14 protein-coding genes and 2 pseudogenes are annotated in these 17734 nt (G+C 60.1%); 4 read left to right on the top strand and 12 right to left on the bottom strand.

Annotated features, from left to right (window positions below; translation table 11 throughout):
- Positions 1–30 precede the first annotated feature (30 nt).
- Both groES and groL read left to right on the top strand, forming a co-directional pair.
- Entirely contained in the window at positions 31–345 is a 315-nt protein-coding gene (groES, locus tag I6F35_RS34715; protein WP_225122133.1) for a co-chaperone GroES, read from the top strand.
- Between the two features lie 91 nt (positions 346–436).
- Complete coding sequence (gene groL, locus I6F35_RS34710; protein ID WP_225122132.1) at positions 437–2086, top strand: chaperonin GroEL; 1650 nt, start codon at positions 437–439, stop codon at positions 2084–2086.
- 1426 nt (positions 2087–3512) lie between these two features.
- On the opposite strand, the pseudogene I6F35_RS34705 reads toward groL, so the two are convergent.
- From I6F35_RS34705 to nifH, 11 genes and pseudogenes are all read right to left on the bottom strand, one after another.
- Positions 3513–3659 (bottom strand): annotated as a pseudogene (locus I6F35_RS34705) (GGDEF domain-containing protein); the annotation flags it as partial.
- Positions 3660–4070: 411 nt separating this feature from the next.
- On the bottom strand, positions 4071–4259 hold the full coding sequence (locus I6F35_RS34700; RefSeq protein WP_225122131.1) for a hypothetical protein: 189 nt from the start codon (positions 4257–4259) through the stop codon (positions 4071–4073).
- A gap of 403 nt (positions 4260–4662) precedes the next feature.
- Positions 4663–4998 carry a low affinity iron permease family protein gene (locus I6F35_RS34695; RefSeq protein WP_225122147.1) on the bottom strand — a complete coding sequence of 112 codons (336 nt, stop codon included), beginning with the start codon at positions 4996–4998 and terminating at the stop codon, positions 4663–4665.
- 152 nt (positions 4999–5150) lie between these two features.
- Positions 5151–5564: an SDR family oxidoreductase gene (locus tag I6F35_RS34690; protein WP_225122130.1), complete on the bottom strand. Its 414-nt coding sequence runs from the start codon at positions 5562–5564 to the stop codon at positions 5151–5153.
- Between the two features lie 1219 nt (positions 5565–6783).
- Positions 6784–7080, bottom strand: coding sequence for a ferredoxin family protein (locus tag I6F35_RS34685; RefSeq protein ID WP_225122129.1), 297 nt, complete (start codon positions 7078–7080; stop codon positions 6784–6786).
- A gap of 32 nt (positions 7081–7112) precedes the next feature.
- Positions 7113–8420 (bottom strand): FAD-dependent oxidoreductase, encoded by a 1308-nt coding sequence (locus I6F35_RS34680; protein ID WP_225122128.1) that lies wholly within the window; start codon positions 8418–8420, stop codon positions 7113–7115.
- A gap of 11 nt (positions 8421–8431) precedes the next feature.
- Entirely contained in the window at positions 8432–9541 is a 1110-nt protein-coding gene (locus I6F35_RS34675; protein ID WP_225122146.1) for an electron transfer flavoprotein subunit alpha/FixB family protein, read from the bottom strand.
- A 1013-nt stretch (positions 9542–10554) separates the two neighbouring features.
- Entirely contained in the window at positions 10555–10896 is a 342-nt protein-coding gene (gene nifW / locus I6F35_RS34670) for a nitrogenase stabilizing/protective protein NifW (protein ID WP_225122127.1), read from the bottom strand.
- Between the two features lie 199 nt (positions 10897–11095).
- Positions 11096–12283 carry a homocitrate synthase gene (gene nifV / locus I6F35_RS34665; protein WP_225122126.1) on the bottom strand — a complete coding sequence of 396 codons (1188 nt, stop codon included), beginning with the start codon at positions 12281–12283 and terminating at the stop codon, positions 11096–11098.
- 676 nt (positions 12284–12959) lie between these two features.
- Complete coding sequence (locus I6F35_RS34655; protein ID WP_225122124.1) at positions 12960–13676, bottom strand: nitrogen fixation protein NifQ; 717 nt, start codon at positions 13674–13676, stop codon at positions 12960–12962.
- Between the two features lie 129 nt (positions 13677–13805).
- Positions 13806–14690 carry a nitrogenase iron protein gene (nifH, locus tag I6F35_RS34650; RefSeq protein ID WP_225122123.1) on the bottom strand — a complete coding sequence of 295 codons (885 nt, stop codon included), beginning with the start codon at positions 14688–14690 and terminating at the stop codon, positions 13806–13808.
- 416 nt (positions 14691–15106) lie between these two features.
- On the opposite strand from nifH, the gene I6F35_RS34645 reads away from it, so the two are divergent.
- The gene (locus tag I6F35_RS34645) at positions 15107–15541 is read left to right on the top strand and encodes a response regulator (RefSeq protein WP_225122122.1); all 435 of its coding nucleotides are present in this window, start codon (positions 15107–15109) and stop codon (positions 15539–15541) included.
- Positions 15542–15549: 8 nt separating this feature from the next.
- Positions 15550–15957, top strand: a complete 408-nt coding sequence (locus I6F35_RS34640) for an ArsC/Spx/MgsR family protein (RefSeq protein WP_225122121.1) — start codon at positions 15550–15552, stop codon at positions 15955–15957.
- A gap of 156 nt (positions 15958–16113) precedes the next feature.
- On the opposite strand, the pseudogene I6F35_RS34635 reads toward I6F35_RS34640, so the two are convergent.
- Positions 16114–16574: pseudogene (locus I6F35_RS34635) on the bottom strand (MFS transporter); the annotation flags it as partial.
- Between the last annotated feature and the right edge of the window lie 1160 nt (positions 16575–17734).

Below are 17734 nucleotides of genomic sequence, written 5' to 3'. Positions count from 1 at the left end.
GTCAACTTATGCAGATGTTAGGAGGCCTGTATGAAATTCCGTCCGCTTCACGACCGCGTCGTTGTCAAGCGCATCGAGGCAGAGGAGAAGACCGCCGGCGGCATCATCATTCCAGACACAGCCAAGGAAAAGCCCTCTCAAGGCGAAATCATCGCTGTTGGCCCAGGTGGCCATGACGAGGCTGGCAAGTTGACCGCGATCGACGTGAAGGTCGGCGACCGCGTCCTGTTCGGCAAGTGGTCGGGCACCGAGGTCAAGATCGATGGCCAGGAGCTGTTGATCATGAAGGAGAGCGACATCATGGGCGTTCTCACCGATCTGTCTTCCAACAAGAAGGCTGCCTAATCCACCGCTCGCACCCCTCACCCCTGATGAGGAGCGCTCGTCGGGCGTCTCGCTAAGGGTGAGAAGAAACGAAACTTAGGGAAAGATCATTATGTCAGCTAAAGAAGTCAAATTCTCCGTCGAGGCGCGCGACAAGATGCTGCGCGGCGTCGACATCCTCGCCAATGCGGTGAAGGTCACCCTCGGTCCGAAGGGCCGCAACGTCGTGCTCGACAAGTCGTTCGGCGCTCCCCGCATCACCAAGGACGGCGTCACCGTCGCCAAGGAGATCGAGCTCGACGACAAGTTCGAGAACATGGGCGCCCAGATGGTGCGCGAAGTCGCCTCCAAGTCCGCGGACGCGGCCGGCGACGGCACCACCACCGCGACCGTGCTGGCCCAGGCGATCGTGAAGGAAGGCGCCAAGTCGGTCGCCGCCGGCATGAACCCGATGGACCTGAAGCGCGGCATCGACCTCGCGGTCGAGGCTGTGGTTGCGGACCTGCAGAAGAACTCCAAGAAGGTCACCTCCAACGACGAGATCGCCCAGGTCGGCACCATCTCCGCCAACGGCGACGCCGAGATCGGCAAGTTCCTCTCCGACGCCATGAATAAGGTCGGCAACGAGGGCGTGATCACGGTCGAGGAAGCCAAGTCGCTGGAGACCGAGCTCGACGTCGTCGAGGGCATGCAGTTCGACCGCGGCTACATCTCGCCCTACTTCGTCACCAACGCCGACAAGATGCGCGTTGAGATGGACGACGCCTACATCCTCATCAACGAGAAGAAGCTCTCCTCGCTGAACGAGCTGCTGCCGCTGCTCGAGGCCGTGGTGCAGACCGGCAAGCCGCTGGTCATCGTCGCTGAAGACGTCGAAGGCGAAGCCCTCGCTACCCTCGTCGTCAACCGCCTCCGTGGCGGCCTGAAGGTCGCAGCCGTCAAGGCTCCGGGCTTCGGCGATCGCCGCAAGGCCATGCTGCAGGACATCGCGATCCTGACCGGCGGCCAGGCGATCTCGGAAGATCTCGGCATCAAGCTCGAGAACGTCACGCTGCAGATGCTCGGTCGCGCCAAGAAGGTGATGATCGACAAGGAGAACACCACGATCGTCAACGGCGCCGGCAAGAAGGCCGATATCGAGGCGCGCGTGGCGCAGATCAAGGCGCAGATCGAGGAGACCACCTCGGACTACGACCGTGAGAAGCTGCAGGAGCGTCTGGCCAAGCTCGCGGGCGGCGTCGCGGTGATCCGCGTCGGCGGCGCGACCGAGATCGAGGTGAAGGAGCGCAAGGATCGCGTTGATGACGCGATGCACGCGACCCGTGCGGCGGTCGAGGAAGGCATCGTTCCGGGCGGCGGCGTCGCCCTGCTCCGTGCGACCGAAGCGCTCAAGGGCCTGCGCACCAAGAACGACGACCAGAAGACCGGCGTCGAGATCGTGCGCAAGGCGCTGTCCTGGCCGGCCCGGCAGATCGCGATCAACGCCGGTGAAGATGGCTCGGTCGTGGTCGGTAAAGTCCTGGAGAAGGATCAGTACTCTTACGGCTTCGATGCGCAGACGGCCGAATACAGCAACCTGGTCTCCAAGGGCATCATCGACCCGACCAAGGTCGTGCGCACCGCAGTCCAGAACGCCTCCTCCGTGGCGGCTCTCCTGATCACCACCGAGGCGATGGTCGCCGAGTTGCCGAAGAAGCCGGCCGCCGGCCCCGCAATGCCTCCTGGCGGCGGCATGGGCGGCATGGGTGGCATGGACTTCTGATCCAGCCGCCGACCATGTGAACCACGAAATGCAAAAAACCCGGCAACAATGCCGGGGTTTTTGTTTGCTCTTGCAATCTTTTGCCACGTTATTCCGGGATCCCACTACGCGCGTGCCGAAACCTGCTGTTGGCTAAAATGCAGCAGCGCTGGTCGGCTTTTTCGTTAATCATGTTCAGCCGATTGTGAACCCGGGATTTCAAATGCCGACCCGATGCAACAAAAGTCTCCGCGAGACGCCCCGCTCGTCTGAAGCGTCGGTTCCCGGCGGCCGACGGATTGAACCGCTGGCCCGTCTCGGCAGCGAGCTGTCTACCGAGAGTCTCTAATTCTCGGCGGCGCAGCATGCCGACCTATGAGCCGAGAGAAAGGTTGTCCGCATCTATCCAGTTGGGCTGATCCGCCAACGGGCCAAATCTTAAGCAAAGAATCAATTTGTGATTTCTTTGCTGAGCGTCTGATGCGCGAATGGTGCTTCTACAGGGCTGAAGCAGATCTGTGCCTTGGATAAACTCTCACAATTGCTTTAGCGGTCGGCTACGATTCATTGGTTTGGATGTGGGGCGGCACAATTATGGCATTGAACTTGTACACACGGTGCTCACGCTAGAACGCGGCCGGAACCCTACCGCCCGTTCGGGCTACGCCTGGCCCAGTGGCTACGGTTTGCACGACATCGACATGCCGCGGGCCTCCATATAGAAGGATCCTGATGACTTCGCCGCCGCTAGCATCCGCTGACACTCCTCATACCCCTTCAGCTTGTCCGCGAGCGTCTTCTTGTTGTCAATCACCCATTTGAGCTCTGGTAATACCAGTACCGACACGACGTGATGCCCTCCGCCGCATCGGCCTGATTGGCGTCAGTGGAGGCGATGCTGGACAGAATGCATGCGATCGCAATCTTTCTCATTCGATCCTCTATCTCCCGCTGACTTTGCGCTGGACCACGCCAACGCGTCAGCAGGCGAATGCAGCCGGGTTGTGGGTTGACAGTCGTCGCTAATGCACGTGCGTCATGCTGACGATCTTGCCGCTGTCATATCTGACAAGCCCGCCTTCGGTGCGGCAGAAGCAGCCGAGGTGACACCCGTGTCACAGCCAAGAACCACGCGAGCAAGGTTGCTCTTGTTTCCTTCGAGGTTCGGCTGTCGGACCGTGATGTCCGAACCAGTACGGTTTCACAACCGACGCCCGGCGCTGCGCCCGCCTGTCAGATCTGGCACGCATGGTTATGACAGATTGCGTTCGTTATCGGCACGCAAGTTTGTACGAAATGGACCAACGTGTGCACTCGGCAACTGTGTTCCAATCGTGCCGGCGTACACTGTGCACCGCTGATTCTCTTCAGTTGCCTACACCGACGTTTAAGGCGTCCCGTGTGTACCTATCGCTCGCGCAATCCATCCAGTTGAATGCAGGTGTAGCGACACCACCATGAAGCTCACGAACACGGTGGCGATCGCGTACAGTACGAGTTCGACCGAGAACATCGTGACCCAGAAGCTGGTCGCGAAATTCGTGTCATGCGGCCGCAAGATATCGCCGAGGACGGTCGGTAGCATCAGCACGCAGTTATCAGCGACCAGCCGAGCTGCCGCCCCGACAGGGCGGCGCTCGCTCCACAAGGAGAATGGTTCCCGAACCTAACTTGGTCGAAGTTTCGGGCCGGGCCGTCCTTAAGAGAAAAGCCCCTCGCGGGCTCGCGGGCCTCTCTAAATTGGGGCAGTCTCGAAGTTCTATCGGGGCGGCTGTAGCCCCGACTAAGAAGCCCATTTCTCGATATGCGCTGCGGTTGTCTGATTTGATTTTTGGCGGACCGATTTGAACATTAGTGGTCTGAATCCGCCTCGTCCACTGGAGTTGGTTGCGTGGCGTTTTTCAGCCTCCATAGCCGGCCGTGGTCGGCCGCCGCGCTGCGCCGATTGAGCCAGCTCGAAGCCGTCCCTGGGGGGATAGATCCCGCGGCAAACCGCGAGGTTACGCTAAATGATTTCTACGCCAGCATCGTTTCCTGGTACGACGAAATCCGGGTTTGCAGGTGAATGCGAAATACCGCGCTCGACGATACGGGTCGCTAGCAGCCACTCATTTGCGTGGTCAGTTGCAATGATCATAAGCGCATCCTGGTTAGGAAGCGCCTGCAGGCGAGCGATCAACTCCCGAACTTGCATAGCGATCTCCGCCTGCGGCCGGCTCTCAGAACCCGGTCGCAAGAAGCGTCGCCTCGCTTCCATGTTACCGAGGATGTCGTGTCGTTCACCTAAACAAATGTTTAGTCATGGTTTGTCACCGACGATACTGGGGCCCGTTCCGCCCCTTGCGCAAGCTTCAGCCAATCTTCGGCAAGAAGCAGCCAGGCCTCCTTATCCCGGCTTACCCCAACAAGCGACGTTGATGAGCATAGGTCGGATTGCAATCGCTATCCCTGGTCCAGGCCTATCACTATATCGCCTGCTTCGTGTATTTCAGCGTTTCGGTTCACTTTGCGGAAATTGCCACTACTCCGCGACAGGCCGCTTGGCGTTTGCGGCCCCGCCGTGTGTCGCTGCCTCGTCTTGCAGCTGTTTGATGCTCTCAATTTGCGCCGTCGAGGTCTTCGGCGGCCGCGATCTTGTTGCGCGCTCCCTCGACTGCGAGAATGAGTTCACTCAGCTTGACTTGCAGCGCGAGGGTGTCCCGGTTCTGTGAATGCTGGATCAGGAAAACCATTAGAAACGTAATGATAGTCGTGCCTGTGTTGATGACGAGCTGCCAAGTGTCGCTGTAGTGGAAGATCGGTCCAGTAACACCCCAGAGCACGACGATAGCGGAGGCGAGAATGAACGCGATCGGCTTCCCGGCAAGGCGGCCGCATTCGCAGGCGAACCAATGAGACCACTCTCGGCTTTTACTCTCCTGGTGAGCTTGCAGGGTCTGGAAGTGTTTCCGTGCTGAAGTGGTCATAAAATGCTCCAGTATTTTTGGCCGGCACCATAATACTCGTATTCCGCCCCCAGGCGCCTTGGTACGCAAGTATCGTTCAGCCGCCCGCCGCGAAATGGTGACAGACAGTCATATCGCCGTCAATAAACAGAGTCGCGCCGGTGACGTAGTCGGCGGCATCGGAGAGAAAGCCAGGCAACCGCCTGGGCGATATCCTCGGGCTCATCGATGCATTTGTACGGGACGAGCGTCATGAGCTGGCGATCGGCTGCAGGGGTCTCCCAGGCGTGAGAATTGATCGGCGTCCGAATGGCTGCGGGCGCCACACCATTGGCGCGGATGGCCGGCGGGCCCACGTGCTCGGCGATACTACGCATTGCATGACGCCACTTTTGCATGGCGTAGTTGACGTAACCGGCCCAAGGGATCTCTTGGTAGACTGGGCTCATGAACACAAGCTTGCCTGCCGCCGGCTGAGACATCGATTGCAACACCGCCTGACGAATTCGCCGACGCTTCTCGCGCACAAAGGAACTGGCCGGACAGATTGACACTGATTACCTTTTCCATTGGTTCAACGTCATGTCTTGGAAACCGGCGTCCTGCTGCAATCCCGCGTTGTTGACCGCAATGTGCAGCGTTTCGAAATGAGCAATGGCCCGCGCAAGCATCGGATTGGATTTTGTCCTGCCTGCTCACGTCTGCTTGGATCGTGATTGCCCGCCGACCGGACGCTTCGATAGCGTCGGCCACCTCATCTGCCGCCGCTGGGTAAAACAACGCAATCGACAGCGACCTCAGCGCCAGACGCGGCAAGCCCAAGGGCCACCGCTCTGCCGATGCCCGACCCCGCCCCGGCTTACCAGTGCCGGCTGCCCTTGCAAGACAAGGGGAAACCGAATGGACCTAGCCGTAGTCCACTGCGACGACACGTTTGTTTAGCACGCCAAAACTATCGCGCTTGTATTCCGCAGGAACGATGCCTGCCTCTGGCTCCGCATTGCCAAGTACGAGGCAATGGACGGGCTGGCCGAGGTCGCCCTGGCATGGGCGTTTGTTACGCCCAAAGATGGGCCTGGACCTTCGTTCAGGATCTCCCCGCCAGGAACTTCCATGAGATCGGGCCGGCGACGAAGGTCATCGAGCTGCAGCGGCTCGTGCTGTGGCGCTCTCCTTGCGCCAATCATCCAAGCAGCGGCGCGTGCGGTCCACTGCTCGATTGCGCGAGCAATGCTGCGGCTCGGGAGAAGTTCGTGCTCAAGCGCTATTGCGATGCTGGGCAGCGTGCCGAATTCGCAAGCGCTCGCCATCCTTGCCCGGGTGTCATTCGTTGGAGCCCCGATGAGTTTACTCCAATTCGGCCAACTACTCCGAAATGGGACCGACGTTCTCCTTCGCAAAGATTGCTCCGCCCGCACCGAGCTTTACGTGGTCGGCCCTCTTGCCGGCTCGGAATGCCCCGTCGCCGCGATCGTTGATCATTCCAGTCGTCTGGTCCCCGCCTGGTCCCACAGCCGGTGAGCACCCCCTCCATTATTATCTATCAGCCGGAAACCGGTGCTCCGCTGCAGGCATGTTGAGGCGTCGTCGGCCGGCGTGCGAATCAAGAGATCTGACCGCATATGATCGATCGGTTGCGGGGGCTTCGGACAGTGCACGAATAACTATTCGCCCCAGCTGCCTTATCCCGGGTCGTCGCAACGAATTCAGGTCTCTCGTGGGCCAATCTTGAGCCAACTTTTTGATCCTGAGACGCCGCCTGCCATCCAGCTCTCATCCGAATTTGAATAACACCCCGTATCCGCCACGCGGATAGCTCCATTCGATGTCGCCACTTGGTTCACCGATGACGCGGCAGGTACCGCATTCGATGCAGCCGTCGACGGTGACCTCGACCTGCCCTTTGTCGTTAAGCTCATAGCAGCGCGCCGGGCACACCTTCAAAAGTGCAAGCAGCTGCGCGGTCGGCTTGGTGTGTGCGCGCACTTTGATGTGAGGATGACCGACGTCGACCAGATAGCGGTTGTAGAACAGTTTGTCCTCGACGCGCACTGATGTCTCGACACTCATATTTCAGCTTCCTTGGCTTCGATTCGGAGAGGTTACCGCCAAGCGCGCGCGAGGCGGAATGCATCGCCAAACAGACCGGTCCATGACCGCGCATTGACAAAGGATTTCAATGTCAGCTTCTCTTTCTCGGCCTTCGGTGTGCCGTCGACGCGTACATAGTTCTGCATCGCCCTGGAGAGGAGCTGCGGATAGGTGAGAAAGAAGTTTTGGGAATTGGTATGCATCAGCCTCGGCATATCTTTGTGCTTCTTGAGATCCTTTATCACAAAGGATTCGTCCAGCATCTTTTTGTAGAGTGACAGATTTTCCGCCGTCATGGGCTGGCGCCGTGATCTCACCTGCACGATGGCTTCCGCCGCAATGCGGCCCGAGGTCATCGCGAGGTTAGAGCCCTCGCGATGAACGGCGTTGTTGAGCTGCGCTGCATCGCCCACCACTAACCAACCGTCGCCATAAAGCTGTGGGATAGCCTTGTAGCCCCCTTCAGGGATGAGGTGCGCAGAATATTCCTTGACCTCCGATCCTTCGATCAGGGGCGCGACGGATGGATGACGCTTGAAACCATCGAGCAGACCATATGGCGTCTCTCCAGTGCGCTGAAAATCGGCAACGATACAGCCGATACCTAGCGAGATGCACTCCCTATTGGCATAGATGAAGCCCATCCCAGTCATGCCGCGGGAAATGGTGCCGGCCGCTTCGACGACGACGCCTTCGTCGCCCTTGAGATTGAAGCGGGCCTCGATGGTCTCACGCGGCACGAAGTGCATTTCCTTGACCGCGAGTGCCACCCTGTCCGGCTTGGGCCGCTCGCGCAGGCGCGCACGCGTACCGAGTAGGCCATTGACGCCTTCGGCCAGCACCACGACATCTGCGTGGATTTCGCCGTCGCGGCGATCTGTACGAACACCGATGACTTTCCCATGGGCGTCGCGCGCCAGCTCAGTGACGGTGGTCTCGCACAGCACAGTCGCGCCGGCCTCGCGCACTTTCGAGGAGAACCACTTGTCGAACTGCGCGCGGATAATCGTGTACCGGTTCGGCCGCTCTTCGTTGAAGTCCTCAGAGCGGTAGTGCACGCCGACATGCGAGCGATCGTCCATCATCCAAAACCGCTGCTCGACGAGATGACGTTCGAGCGGCGCGTCGTCGCGAAAGTCTGGGATCAATTTTTCCAGCATGTCGGCATAGAGGATTGCGCCCTGGACATTCTTCGAGCCGGCATATTCACCGCGCTCAAGCTGCAGCACCTTCATGCCGCGTTTGGCCATGGCCAGCGCCGCCGCGTTGCCGGACATGCCGGCGCCGACCACGATTGCATCGAACTTCTCCTCGATCACAACGACCTCCTCTAGCTCGCGATCCGGTCGCGGAAATGCGGCGAAAGCCGTGCACGAAATGCGGCCGTCAGCGCCGGTAACAAGTGCATAGCGTCATTGACGATGCCGATATGGGCGAAGTCGAAGATCGGTGCGTTCTTGTCGGTATTGATGGCAACGATCAGATCGGCGCCCTCCACGCCGACACGATGCTGGATCGCGCCGGAAATGCCTGCGGCAATATAGAGCTTCGGCCGGATGGTCTTGCCGGTCTGGCCGATCTGCCGGTCGGATGTGACCCAGCCCTTTTGTACCAGCGGCCGCGAACAGCCATATTCCGCGCCGAGCACATCGGCGAGCTGTCGTACCAGCTGGAAACTCTCCGGTGAGCCCAGCCCCAGCCCGCCAGCGACGACGACGTCGGCATAGGCGAGATTAGATTTGGCCGAATCACGGTCCGGCACGAAGGACAGCACCTTGGTGACGATGTCTTCTTCGGGCAGGCGGAGCGGATGGACGATGATGCGGGCGGCATCGCGCGCGATCCGCTCTGGCATCGGCATCACGCGTGGGCGGACGGTTGCCATCTGCGGCCGGTAATTCAAAGTGTAGATCGTGCAAAGCAGCGATCCGCCAAAGGTCGGACGCGTGGCCGCAAGCGAACCATCCGCGTCGACATCGAGCTCGGTGCAGTCCGCCGTGAGGCCCGTCAGCAGTGTGGTGGCTACCGAGCCCGCAAGGTCGCGACCGAGCGTAGTTGCGCCTAACAGCAGGATCTCTGGCTTATAGGTGTTGACGAGATCGGTCAGCGCTTTGGTGTAGGACTCGTTGCGATACTCCGATAGCACATTCTCGGTTACGAGATAGCTTAGGTCGGCGCCATAACAGAAGGATTCGAGCGCCGCGTTACGGGTGGCCTCGCCCTCCGGGCCGATGACAACAGCGGCGAGATCAACCTTCAGCTTGTCAGCAAGCTTCCGGCCCGCACCCATGAGTTCCCAGGAGACGGGATGCACCTGGCCGCGCTCCTGCTCGACAAAGACCCAGATATGCTTGTAGGCCTTAAAGTGCTCCGGCAATTCTCTTTTCGCTCCTGCACGGCCGCCCGCGACCGGCGTGGGAGCTGTGGTGATGTTGCTCATAGCCTTGCCCCTCAGAACCAGCGCGCCTGCGCCACAACACCGGTTTGTAGCTTCGGTTGGCCCTTCAAGATGGCTATCATCAACAACTCGGTCGGCTGCTTCGTGGCTGCCATCAGACTCTTCGCGGCGTGTGGTGAAGGCGCAAAGACACGCTCGAGTATGATCGGCGAGGCGCGCACGCCGTATTTTGGAATGTTCTCGACGCCGCCCTCCTGCCCGCTCCATTTGAGAACTGGCCCCAGCGCCGCGCGCAGGGCGCCGGTTATGCTGCCGCGGCAAATTTGGCTCTCTTCCGCAATGGTTGGCCAGGGACGGCCGCCTTGTGCGCAACATCGGCGCGCCGCGTTCGGCGCGGCGCCACACGTCGAGCGTGGTGAGCGGGGTGATCTTGCTGGAGAATTTTTCACGCAGTAAGCGCGCGGCCTCGTGCGCAAACAACGCGTATCGGTTGACGATACTCGCCCGCCCCGGCGCAACGTAACGTTGGTCAGAGGATTGATGCGGATCTGTGCGGAATCGGGAACCTGCTTGATGGAAACGATACTGTGCATGCCTTCTCCAGAGCTAGCGTGGAAACGCGAGTTACCCATTAGCGGCCAACTCCCGGTCGATCCCAGTCTCAATAGCGTGAAAGATAAGTCCTCATCAGTCTGAGCGTGAACCACCAGATGATGGCGGCGCGAGCGGCGAGCAGGAACGGCAACATGATTGGTCTTGCTCCAAATCTCGTCTCGGCAACAATTCTGCGTAGTCCGTCGCCGAATGACGGACCTGGCCGGAGAACAGCAAGTGTCGTACCAGTTGGAGGCCATCGAAAATCGGAGCTCCGATCAATGAGTTGAGAAACCTTGAATGAAGGGATCAGTTAGCATCGCAGACAATAATCCGACATACGTCGGGAAGACGACAGCGTGGCTTCGCGCGTTTCTGTAGAGAGTGATCTGGATGAACCGGAATATGGCACAACGCGCTGGACCGACATCGCTTGAGCAGATCTGAGCTCAAACGTGAGGCTATTTCAGTGAGCTCAACGGTACGAAGGCGGCCGGTTTCTTGGGCTCGGCGACCGCATCCTTCAAGACCTTGAACACCCGCTGGTCCATCGGCGAGGACGCCACGAAATCGGCATAAGCCTGCTCCAGCACCGTCTTGCAGCGCGCGGCGACCTCCTCCTCCGCCCTGCCTTCGAATTGTTCCTTCGCAAGATATTCTCCCATGCGCTTTAAGATATGCAGGCGCGCGACATTGACGATCCTGGGGTCGTACTGGACGCCAAGCAGCGCAAAAAAATCTTCGGCCGACGAGGCCTTGTTGAGCCGATCCAGGGTACTGGCTGCCGACTGTTTCTTGCTCATCGATATCTCCTTGGGGTTAGGCTCTCCGGCCGGTGGTCGCGACGCAGCACCGGCCCTGCCTGGCTCCTTGCGACGCTGCTTTGCGCAGGCGGCGCTTTATATGGTCTACGCAGACTGTGCCTTCGCGCATTCAGCGCGAGCAGCGAGGATTTCCGCGGCACGCCGACGGCTTCGAACTGGCCGGCGGTGATGGCCCGCCTCACGCGCAATTGGTCAACGAGCGCTCGCGGATGTCGCGCCAGATCGCCGCCACCGTTTCGCGCGCCACCGGCCGCTTGTGCTCGATGGCATGTTTTCGCACCGTCGAGAGGATCTGTCTTGCCTCCTCGGAGCTAGCGGCGAGCTGCAACTCGTCAAGCAGCGTCGTAATGGCAGACAGGCCGGAATGCTTGCCGATCACAATACGATTGAAACGACCAAGCAAATGGGGGTCGAGCGACTGATAGGTGCGTTGATCCTTTAATAAGCCATGGACATGAATGCCGGACTCATGGGTGAACACATGCTCCCCGACGATCGCCTTGTTCGGAGGAATTGTACGTGCAGCCGCGGCCGCCACCACGGTCGCGACGTTCTCGAGCTCCGGCAGTACGATGCCGGTGTCACGCCCGTAGAGCTGTTTGAGCGCGACAGCGACTTCTTCCAGCGGTGCATTGCCCGCTCGCTCGCCGAGCCCGATGACGGTCACCGAAGCGTGGCTCGCGCCACCCTTGATGGCGGCGAGCGTATTGGCGGTCGCGAGCCCGAGATCGTCATGGGCGTGAAATTCGAGTTCCAGATCGGTGGTCGCGCGCAAACGCGCGATCAGCGCATAGCTGGAATCCGGATCAAGCACGCTAAGAGTGTCGGCAATGCGAAAGCGCCGTGCGCCCGCGGCTTTTGCGGTGGCGATCAGCGTGATGAGAAAATCGACGTCAGCGCGGGAGGAGTCTTCGCCGCCGACGGCGACCTCAAGCCCCCGCTCACGGGCGTAACTGACCACCCGCCTCACCTGCTCCAGCCCCAGCTCGCGGTCACCGCCAAGCTTGGCGGCAATCTGTACGTCGGAAGCCGGAATCGAGACATTGACCATCGACACCTTGGCCTCGATTGCCGCATCGACATCGGCTTCACGCATCCGGCACCAGCCGATGGTCGTGAGCCGCAGGCCGGCCTCTACAATGGCGCGGATAGCCGCGATCTCTTCACTACCTATTGCCGGCGTCCCCGCTTCGATCTCAGTGACGCCGGCCCGCGCCAGCGCCTGCGCGATCGCCACCTTTTCGTCGGTGGCAAAGGCAACGCCAGGCGCCTGTTCGCCGTCGCGCAGCGTCGTGTCGTTGAGCACGATCGGACTTCCCGATGCCGTCTCGGACCATGACGGTTTGGCAGAGGTGGCGGCGATCATGGGAAGCTCCTTGTTCTTGGCGAAGAAGGCTTGAGCAACCCGCATGCCACGCCGGCACTGGCCCCAAGCTGTTGAACAAGCGCACAGTTTTCGGCTCAGCCGGATTGTCGCAAACGCGACAGCGTGCCAAGTTCGACGCGTCGGACAACCTCACGGCGCAATCGCGTGGCATCAGCGCGGCCTGCGGCTCAGATGGATGATCAGATCGAGGCCGGAAAATTCGGTGGCCCGGCAGCGGCGCGGTCGCATTCACAAGCACGAGATCCGCATGGAGCAACTATCCTCGCCGTGCAGAAATATTGCGGATGTGCGTGGGTGTTGGTGTCGGAAACGATCTCGGCCCATACATCGGGAGCGGTCGCTCCGCTTGCGTGAACTGGTTCAAGGTCTTGTAGATGGTCGACTGTGAGACCGGAAAGCCTCTCTCACGTGCCTGAGCAAATAACATCTCTGCGCTAACATGCCGGTCGCCCCTGGCAAAGCACAACTCGCTTAAGAGCACGCGCTGCTGTGTCGGGCGCAGCCTGGCGTTAAGCAAGACATCCTTCCAGCCGGGGTCGGGACATTGCCGTCTGAAATCGACCTAGGTCGCGTCCACTTGCGCCTCGTCGAAGCCAGTACGACCCGCGCGTCTTCGGTTGGAAGTCTGGCCAACAGACGATCCATTGGGTGTCGCTCACCTTGGGCAGGCGCCGGCCGCGTCCGGGACAGCCGCCTGCAACAGAACGTGTCGCCGGCGCTCGGCCATCCGGCTCTCGCCGTTTTCATCGCCAAAGCAGCGGTTGAAGTCCTTACATTGCGTGCACACCGGTGTCGTGCACATCACAAGGCCGTCGCCCTCGCACAGCATGCGATAGAGGAACCGCTTCCAGCGCATATTGTTGACATTGCGCGCGGCCAGCGGCGCGAAATGGCGGCTTAGAAGCCTAGATAATTCGCCACGATCGCGCAATCCGAGATCTTCCCAGAGATGATTTGGCTCGATCGCGCGACGCGCGATCATCGCAGCCAGCCAGCCGCCGATGTCCCCTTCGGTCGAGCGTTGCGCGAGCAGCAGATCACGCAACATTGCGACCTCATCGCTCTCATTGCGCTTGAAACGCAAAAGCAACTCCTCGGCTTTGATCCGAACCGACGGGAAGTACTGCTCCAGCAATGCCGCCAGCTCATGGCTGGACAGGCCGGCGTTCCCGGAAAGAAGACCACCATCCATCGTGGCGACCGCCAGAATGGACGCCAGCACATGGCGATCGAAATTGCTGTCACTGGTTAGGTCGGCATCTGCGGGGTTCGTCCCAGTAAGCAGGCGGTAGGCCGCAATTCCCCTATGCCGCTCGCCGCTCGCATCAGTTGCTCTGGCCCCTACAAGCGGAACGGAGTGCGCTTCGAACATCGATTGCCAACCTTTCCACCGCGCTCAAGTATGCTCCGCTGCACCGTAATGCTGGTCACGAGATCTTTCGCCGGAACGCCGGCCTCCCTTCTTCAGCATTGGGGAGGCCGGCCGGCATCGGCATGCCGTTTACTCGGCGGCGAGTTCGGCGGCGGTCTTGCCGATGATGGACTCGTCAACTGGCTTCATGATGCCGTGCTCCATCAGCATGTCCTCGAGCTCATCCATGGAGATCGGAGTCGGGATGATGCCCTTGCCGCCATTGTTGTGGATCTTGGTCGCAAGATTGCGATAGTGATCGGCTTGCTGGGACTCGGGGGCATACTCTAGCACGGTCATGCGACGCAGCTCCGCATGTTGCACGACGTTGTCGCGCGGCACGAAATAGATAAGCTGGGTGCCGAGCTTCTTGGCGAGCGCCTCCGCCAGTTCCAGCTCCTTATCTGTCTGCCGCTCGTTGCAGATCAGGCCGCCGAGCCGCACGCCGCCAGAGTTTGCATATTTCAGAATGCCCTTGGAAATGTTATTGGCGGCATACATTGCCATCATCTCGCCGGACATAACGATGTAGATTTCCTGTGCCTTGTTCTCGCGGATCGGCATCGCAAAACCGCCGCAGACGACGTCGCCGAGCACATCATAGGAGACGTAGTCGATGTTCTCATACGCGCCGTTCTCTTCCAGGAAGTTGATCGAGGTGATGACGCCGCGGCCAGCGCAGCCAACGCCCGGCTCCGGACCACCCGACTCGACGCAGCGGATGTCTTGGTAACCGATCTTCATTACGTCCTCGATTTCAAGGTCCTCGACGCTGCCGGCACTCGCCGCCAGGCTCAAAATAGTGTCCTGCGCCTTGGCGTGCAGGATGAGGCGGGTCGAGTCCGCCTTGGGATCGCAGCCCACGATCAGGATCTTGTGGCCCATTTCAGCCAGCGCCGCCAGGGTGTTCTGGGAGGTGGTCGACTTGCCGATGCCACCCTTGCCGTAGAACGCGATTTGTCTCAGTGAAGACATGTTGCTCTCCATCAACCGATTTGCCAAAGTTGCGCGCTGGCTCGCGCGCCAGCTTTGTTTCTCTCTCAGAAACGAGGCACACGGGTTCAAGGGAAGGAGAGCATCGCTCGTCTTGCGCGTCTGCGTGCACTCAGCCCTCAGTCAGTGTTGCGGTATCTTGATAGCAACCGCCGTGCCAACACCGTCCACGATCTTTAAGCTTCTGATTTCGCGTTGAAAAACTTGCGAGCCGGCGGATGCACCAGGTGTTTTGAACTTTACAGCAATTGTGTCGCTGTCAGAAGCCGAACAAGGATCGCAAGCGTCAAACGGACAAAAGCCGGGTTGGCAGCGGCCATTTCGATGCGTCATGCGTGGAACGGAAATTGCTAATTGCTCTTGTAAGCCGCTTCGGCGCGAGTTTCAGGAGAGCGACGGTGCAGATGGGCGTCGAAACCTCGAATGCGGAGGGCCGGCGGCGGGTCTTCGTGGTCGATGATGATGAGATCACCCGCGTGGCTTTGCAGCTTATGCTGCATGACGAGATCGAAACGCACGAGCTTGCGACGCCCGAAGAGGCTTTTGTCAGGGGCGTTGATTGGTTGAAGCCCGATCTGGTGCTGCTCGGCGCCTCGTTTTTCAATCAGAAAGGGCCGGCGTTGATCGGCCAATTGGCGGTCCATTTTCCCGATGTGCGGATCCTGATTGTCTGCGATAAATCCGACGAGGCTACCGCGGCCGAAGGCATCAAGGCGGGCGCGCACGGCGTGCTTATCAAGCCGCTGACCTTAGAGACCGTTCGCAAGAAGGTGGATACGATCCTCGAACGCGGCGCCACCGCGCCCATCGTGCGGCTCAGGGTGCCGAAATAGACCTCGCCATGGCGACGATCATTTTCTATCAAAAACCCGGCTGCGCCACCAACGCGCGCCAGATGCAGGCGCTGAAGGCCGCGGGCCACCACGTGATTGCCAGGGATATCTTGAAGAAGCCGTGGCGCGCGGAGGAACTACGCCAATTCTTTGGCAATACGCCGGTCGGGTCCTGGTTCAACCGCGCCGCACGCCGTATCAAGTCAGGCAAAGTCAATCCCGACACCAGCGACGCAGCGAGCGCACTCGCGCTGATGCTGAGCGATCCGCTCCTGATCAAACGCCCGCTGATCAACGCCGACGGCGCAAGATGCGCAGGATTCGATCGTGAGCCCGTGCTGTCACTGCTCGGGCGGAGCATTGATCTCGGGCGATGCTCGCGCGAGGGAACCGGACGGTACTGCCCGAGCGGGTGAGCTTGACAACTCGTAGCTCTGCTGAGAGGCGAAGAAACCGATGTTTCCCTCGCTCGCCGTTCTTCACGGGCGCGAGGGGGAGGTTCGCTGGACGACAATCGGGCTCACGCGCGTCTATAACTACGGTTGATGAAAAAGCCCCAGCGTGCAGCCAGCCAATGCGGCCATCGCGTCGGAGCCTGCACATTCGCCGATGCTGAATTGCGCGCGAAAGCCGGACATCAGCGGACGCCTTGCTGCACGTTCCAGTTCGATCGCATGATACCCGCAGAGACATCGATCAAGCTGAGCGAGGCGCCGAAGGCAGCTAGCGCAGCCCCAAGCGCCAGAGGCGTAGTCGCAACCGCGAGCCACGGCAGGACGAGCGCAATTCCGAACCAGCCGATCAGGATGAACCGCTTGCTGCCGCAGCACGCGCTCAACAAGCCGGCCAAAAGCACCGAGATGACCGAGCCGATGCCCAGGCAGAGCAGCAGAGAGCCAAGAACTCCGTTATCGACAGCCAGCCGCTCGTTCGCGAACGGCACCAGCGGCGCCCAGACCGCAATGCCGAAGCCGGCGACAAAAAATGCGAGGCGCGTCGTGATCCGGCTGGCCAGGCGACCGACAGAGACCATTGGAGAAGCCCGGAGGAAGAGTTGGTGGTTTCGTGTTCGCGCACGTTAAGGACGTCACGGCAGAGCATGCGCGGCTGCGACCGCAGTTGCAGCCGCTCGAACATGCTGTTTTATGTCGCCTCACAACAAATCGGCGGGGCGGCCAGACGCTCCTCCGAACAAGTGCGGAGTCCGTCCCTACAGCACCGCCCTCGCGCCCGAGCGGTGATGGTGCGCCGAATGAAGCAAGCGACGTGCCAATCTTGAAAGTTGGAGTCCTATAGTCGTTTCGTACTGGGTGTGTGTAGCGTCAAGTCGTGGATGTCGGTCTCAAAGCCGACAAAACGACCCGCTCTCACTTCAGTGCGCTCGAAGGCTCTGCCAAACGGGTGTCACTATCAGTTGCTGTGTGATCAGTTCGGGGTTCTCGACCACCATGTCGCGCAGCGTGTCCTCGACCATGCGCCAATCCATACACTTGATCCGGACGGGCGAGCATCGCCGGCCTGCAATACAACCCAATCGCCGGCCTTGACATCCTCGCCATGGAAATAGGTGCCGGTTGGCGGCTCTTCCTTGAAGGCGGTCTTGCCCTGCACAGCCAGACCGATGCGTTGATCGCGTCGGTCTCCGGCTCGATGTAGCTTCCGATGGCTTTGTTGTTAACCAGCTCGGTAGTGCAGAGATCGCTAACGAGCTTCATCAGCTCGGCCCTTCTGGTCCTCCGAATTAGAGGGCCGTTCCAATATCGAAACACGTACCATCCCTCCCCTCCTGCTCTTTCAGGATGTCTTCCAGCGTCTAAGCGAGCGGGTGCGCGCGTCGGCGAGCGCCTAGCTAACCCATGGCCCTAAGGCATTCGGCCAGCTTGATGGCGATGATGACGCTCATTTACGGTCTGCCCACTCATTTTTGAGCCAGGTGCAGGAACGCCATGCGAGTCAGCGGGCAGCTGACAAAGAAAAGGCCGCCTGCGTCACCACAAGCGGCCGAAGTCTAGGGAGGAAACGCCCAAGGAGGGCAGGAAGCAGCCTAGGACGACCGCCATCAGCAGCTCAATTGAACGTAGGTAATCGTCGGGTATCCAAAGGATGGGACGGATCGATACGAAGGTTTATGTCGAGATCGGCTATGGCAACGCCAAATTGGCCGCTCACCGCTGGCACCGGCCACCGTATGCC

This window comes from Bradyrhizobium sp. BRP22, assembly GCF_020194175.1.
Classification (GTDB): domain Bacteria; phylum Pseudomonadota; class Alphaproteobacteria; order Rhizobiales; family Xanthobacteraceae; genus Bradyrhizobium.
This window is presented reverse-complemented; position numbering and strand designations above follow the sequence as displayed.

Coding starts and splice junctions, on each gene's coding strand:
- nifV (WP_225122126.1), bottom strand. CDS start 12,283: ATGATCGCCGCCACCTCTGCCAAACCGTCATGGTCCGAGACGGCATCG.
- I6F35_RS34685 (WP_225122129.1), bottom strand. CDS start 7,080: ATGAGTGTCGAGACATCAGTGCGCGTCGAGGACAAACTGTTCTACAAC.
- groL (WP_225122132.1), top strand. CDS start 437: ATGTCAGCTAAAGAAGTCAAATTCTCCGTCGAGGCGCGCGACAAGATG.
- nifH (WP_225122123.1), bottom strand. CDS start 14,690: ATGTCTTCACTGAGACAAATCGCGTTCTACGGCAAGGGTGGCATCGGC.
- I6F35_RS34640 (WP_225122121.1), top strand. CDS start 15,550: ATGGCGACGATCATTTTCTATCAAAAACCCGGCTGCGCCACCAACGCG.
- I6F35_RS34700 (WP_225122131.1), bottom strand. CDS start 4,259: ATGCAAGTTCGGGAGTTGATCGCTCGCCTGCAGGCGCTTCCTAACCAG.
- nifW (WP_225122127.1), bottom strand. CDS start 10,896: ATGAGCAAGAAACAGTCGGCAGCCAGTACCCTGGATCGGCTCAACAAG.
- I6F35_RS34655 (WP_225122124.1), bottom strand. CDS start 13,676: ATGTTCGAAGCGCACTCCGTTCCGCTTGTAGGGGCCAGAGCAACTGAT.
- I6F35_RS34675 (WP_225122146.1), bottom strand. CDS start 9,541: ATGAGCAACATCACCACAGCTCCCACGCCGGTCGCGGGCGGCCGTGCA.
- groES (WP_225122133.1), top strand. CDS start 31: ATGAAATTCCGTCCGCTTCACGACCGCGTCGTTGTCAAGCGCATCGAG.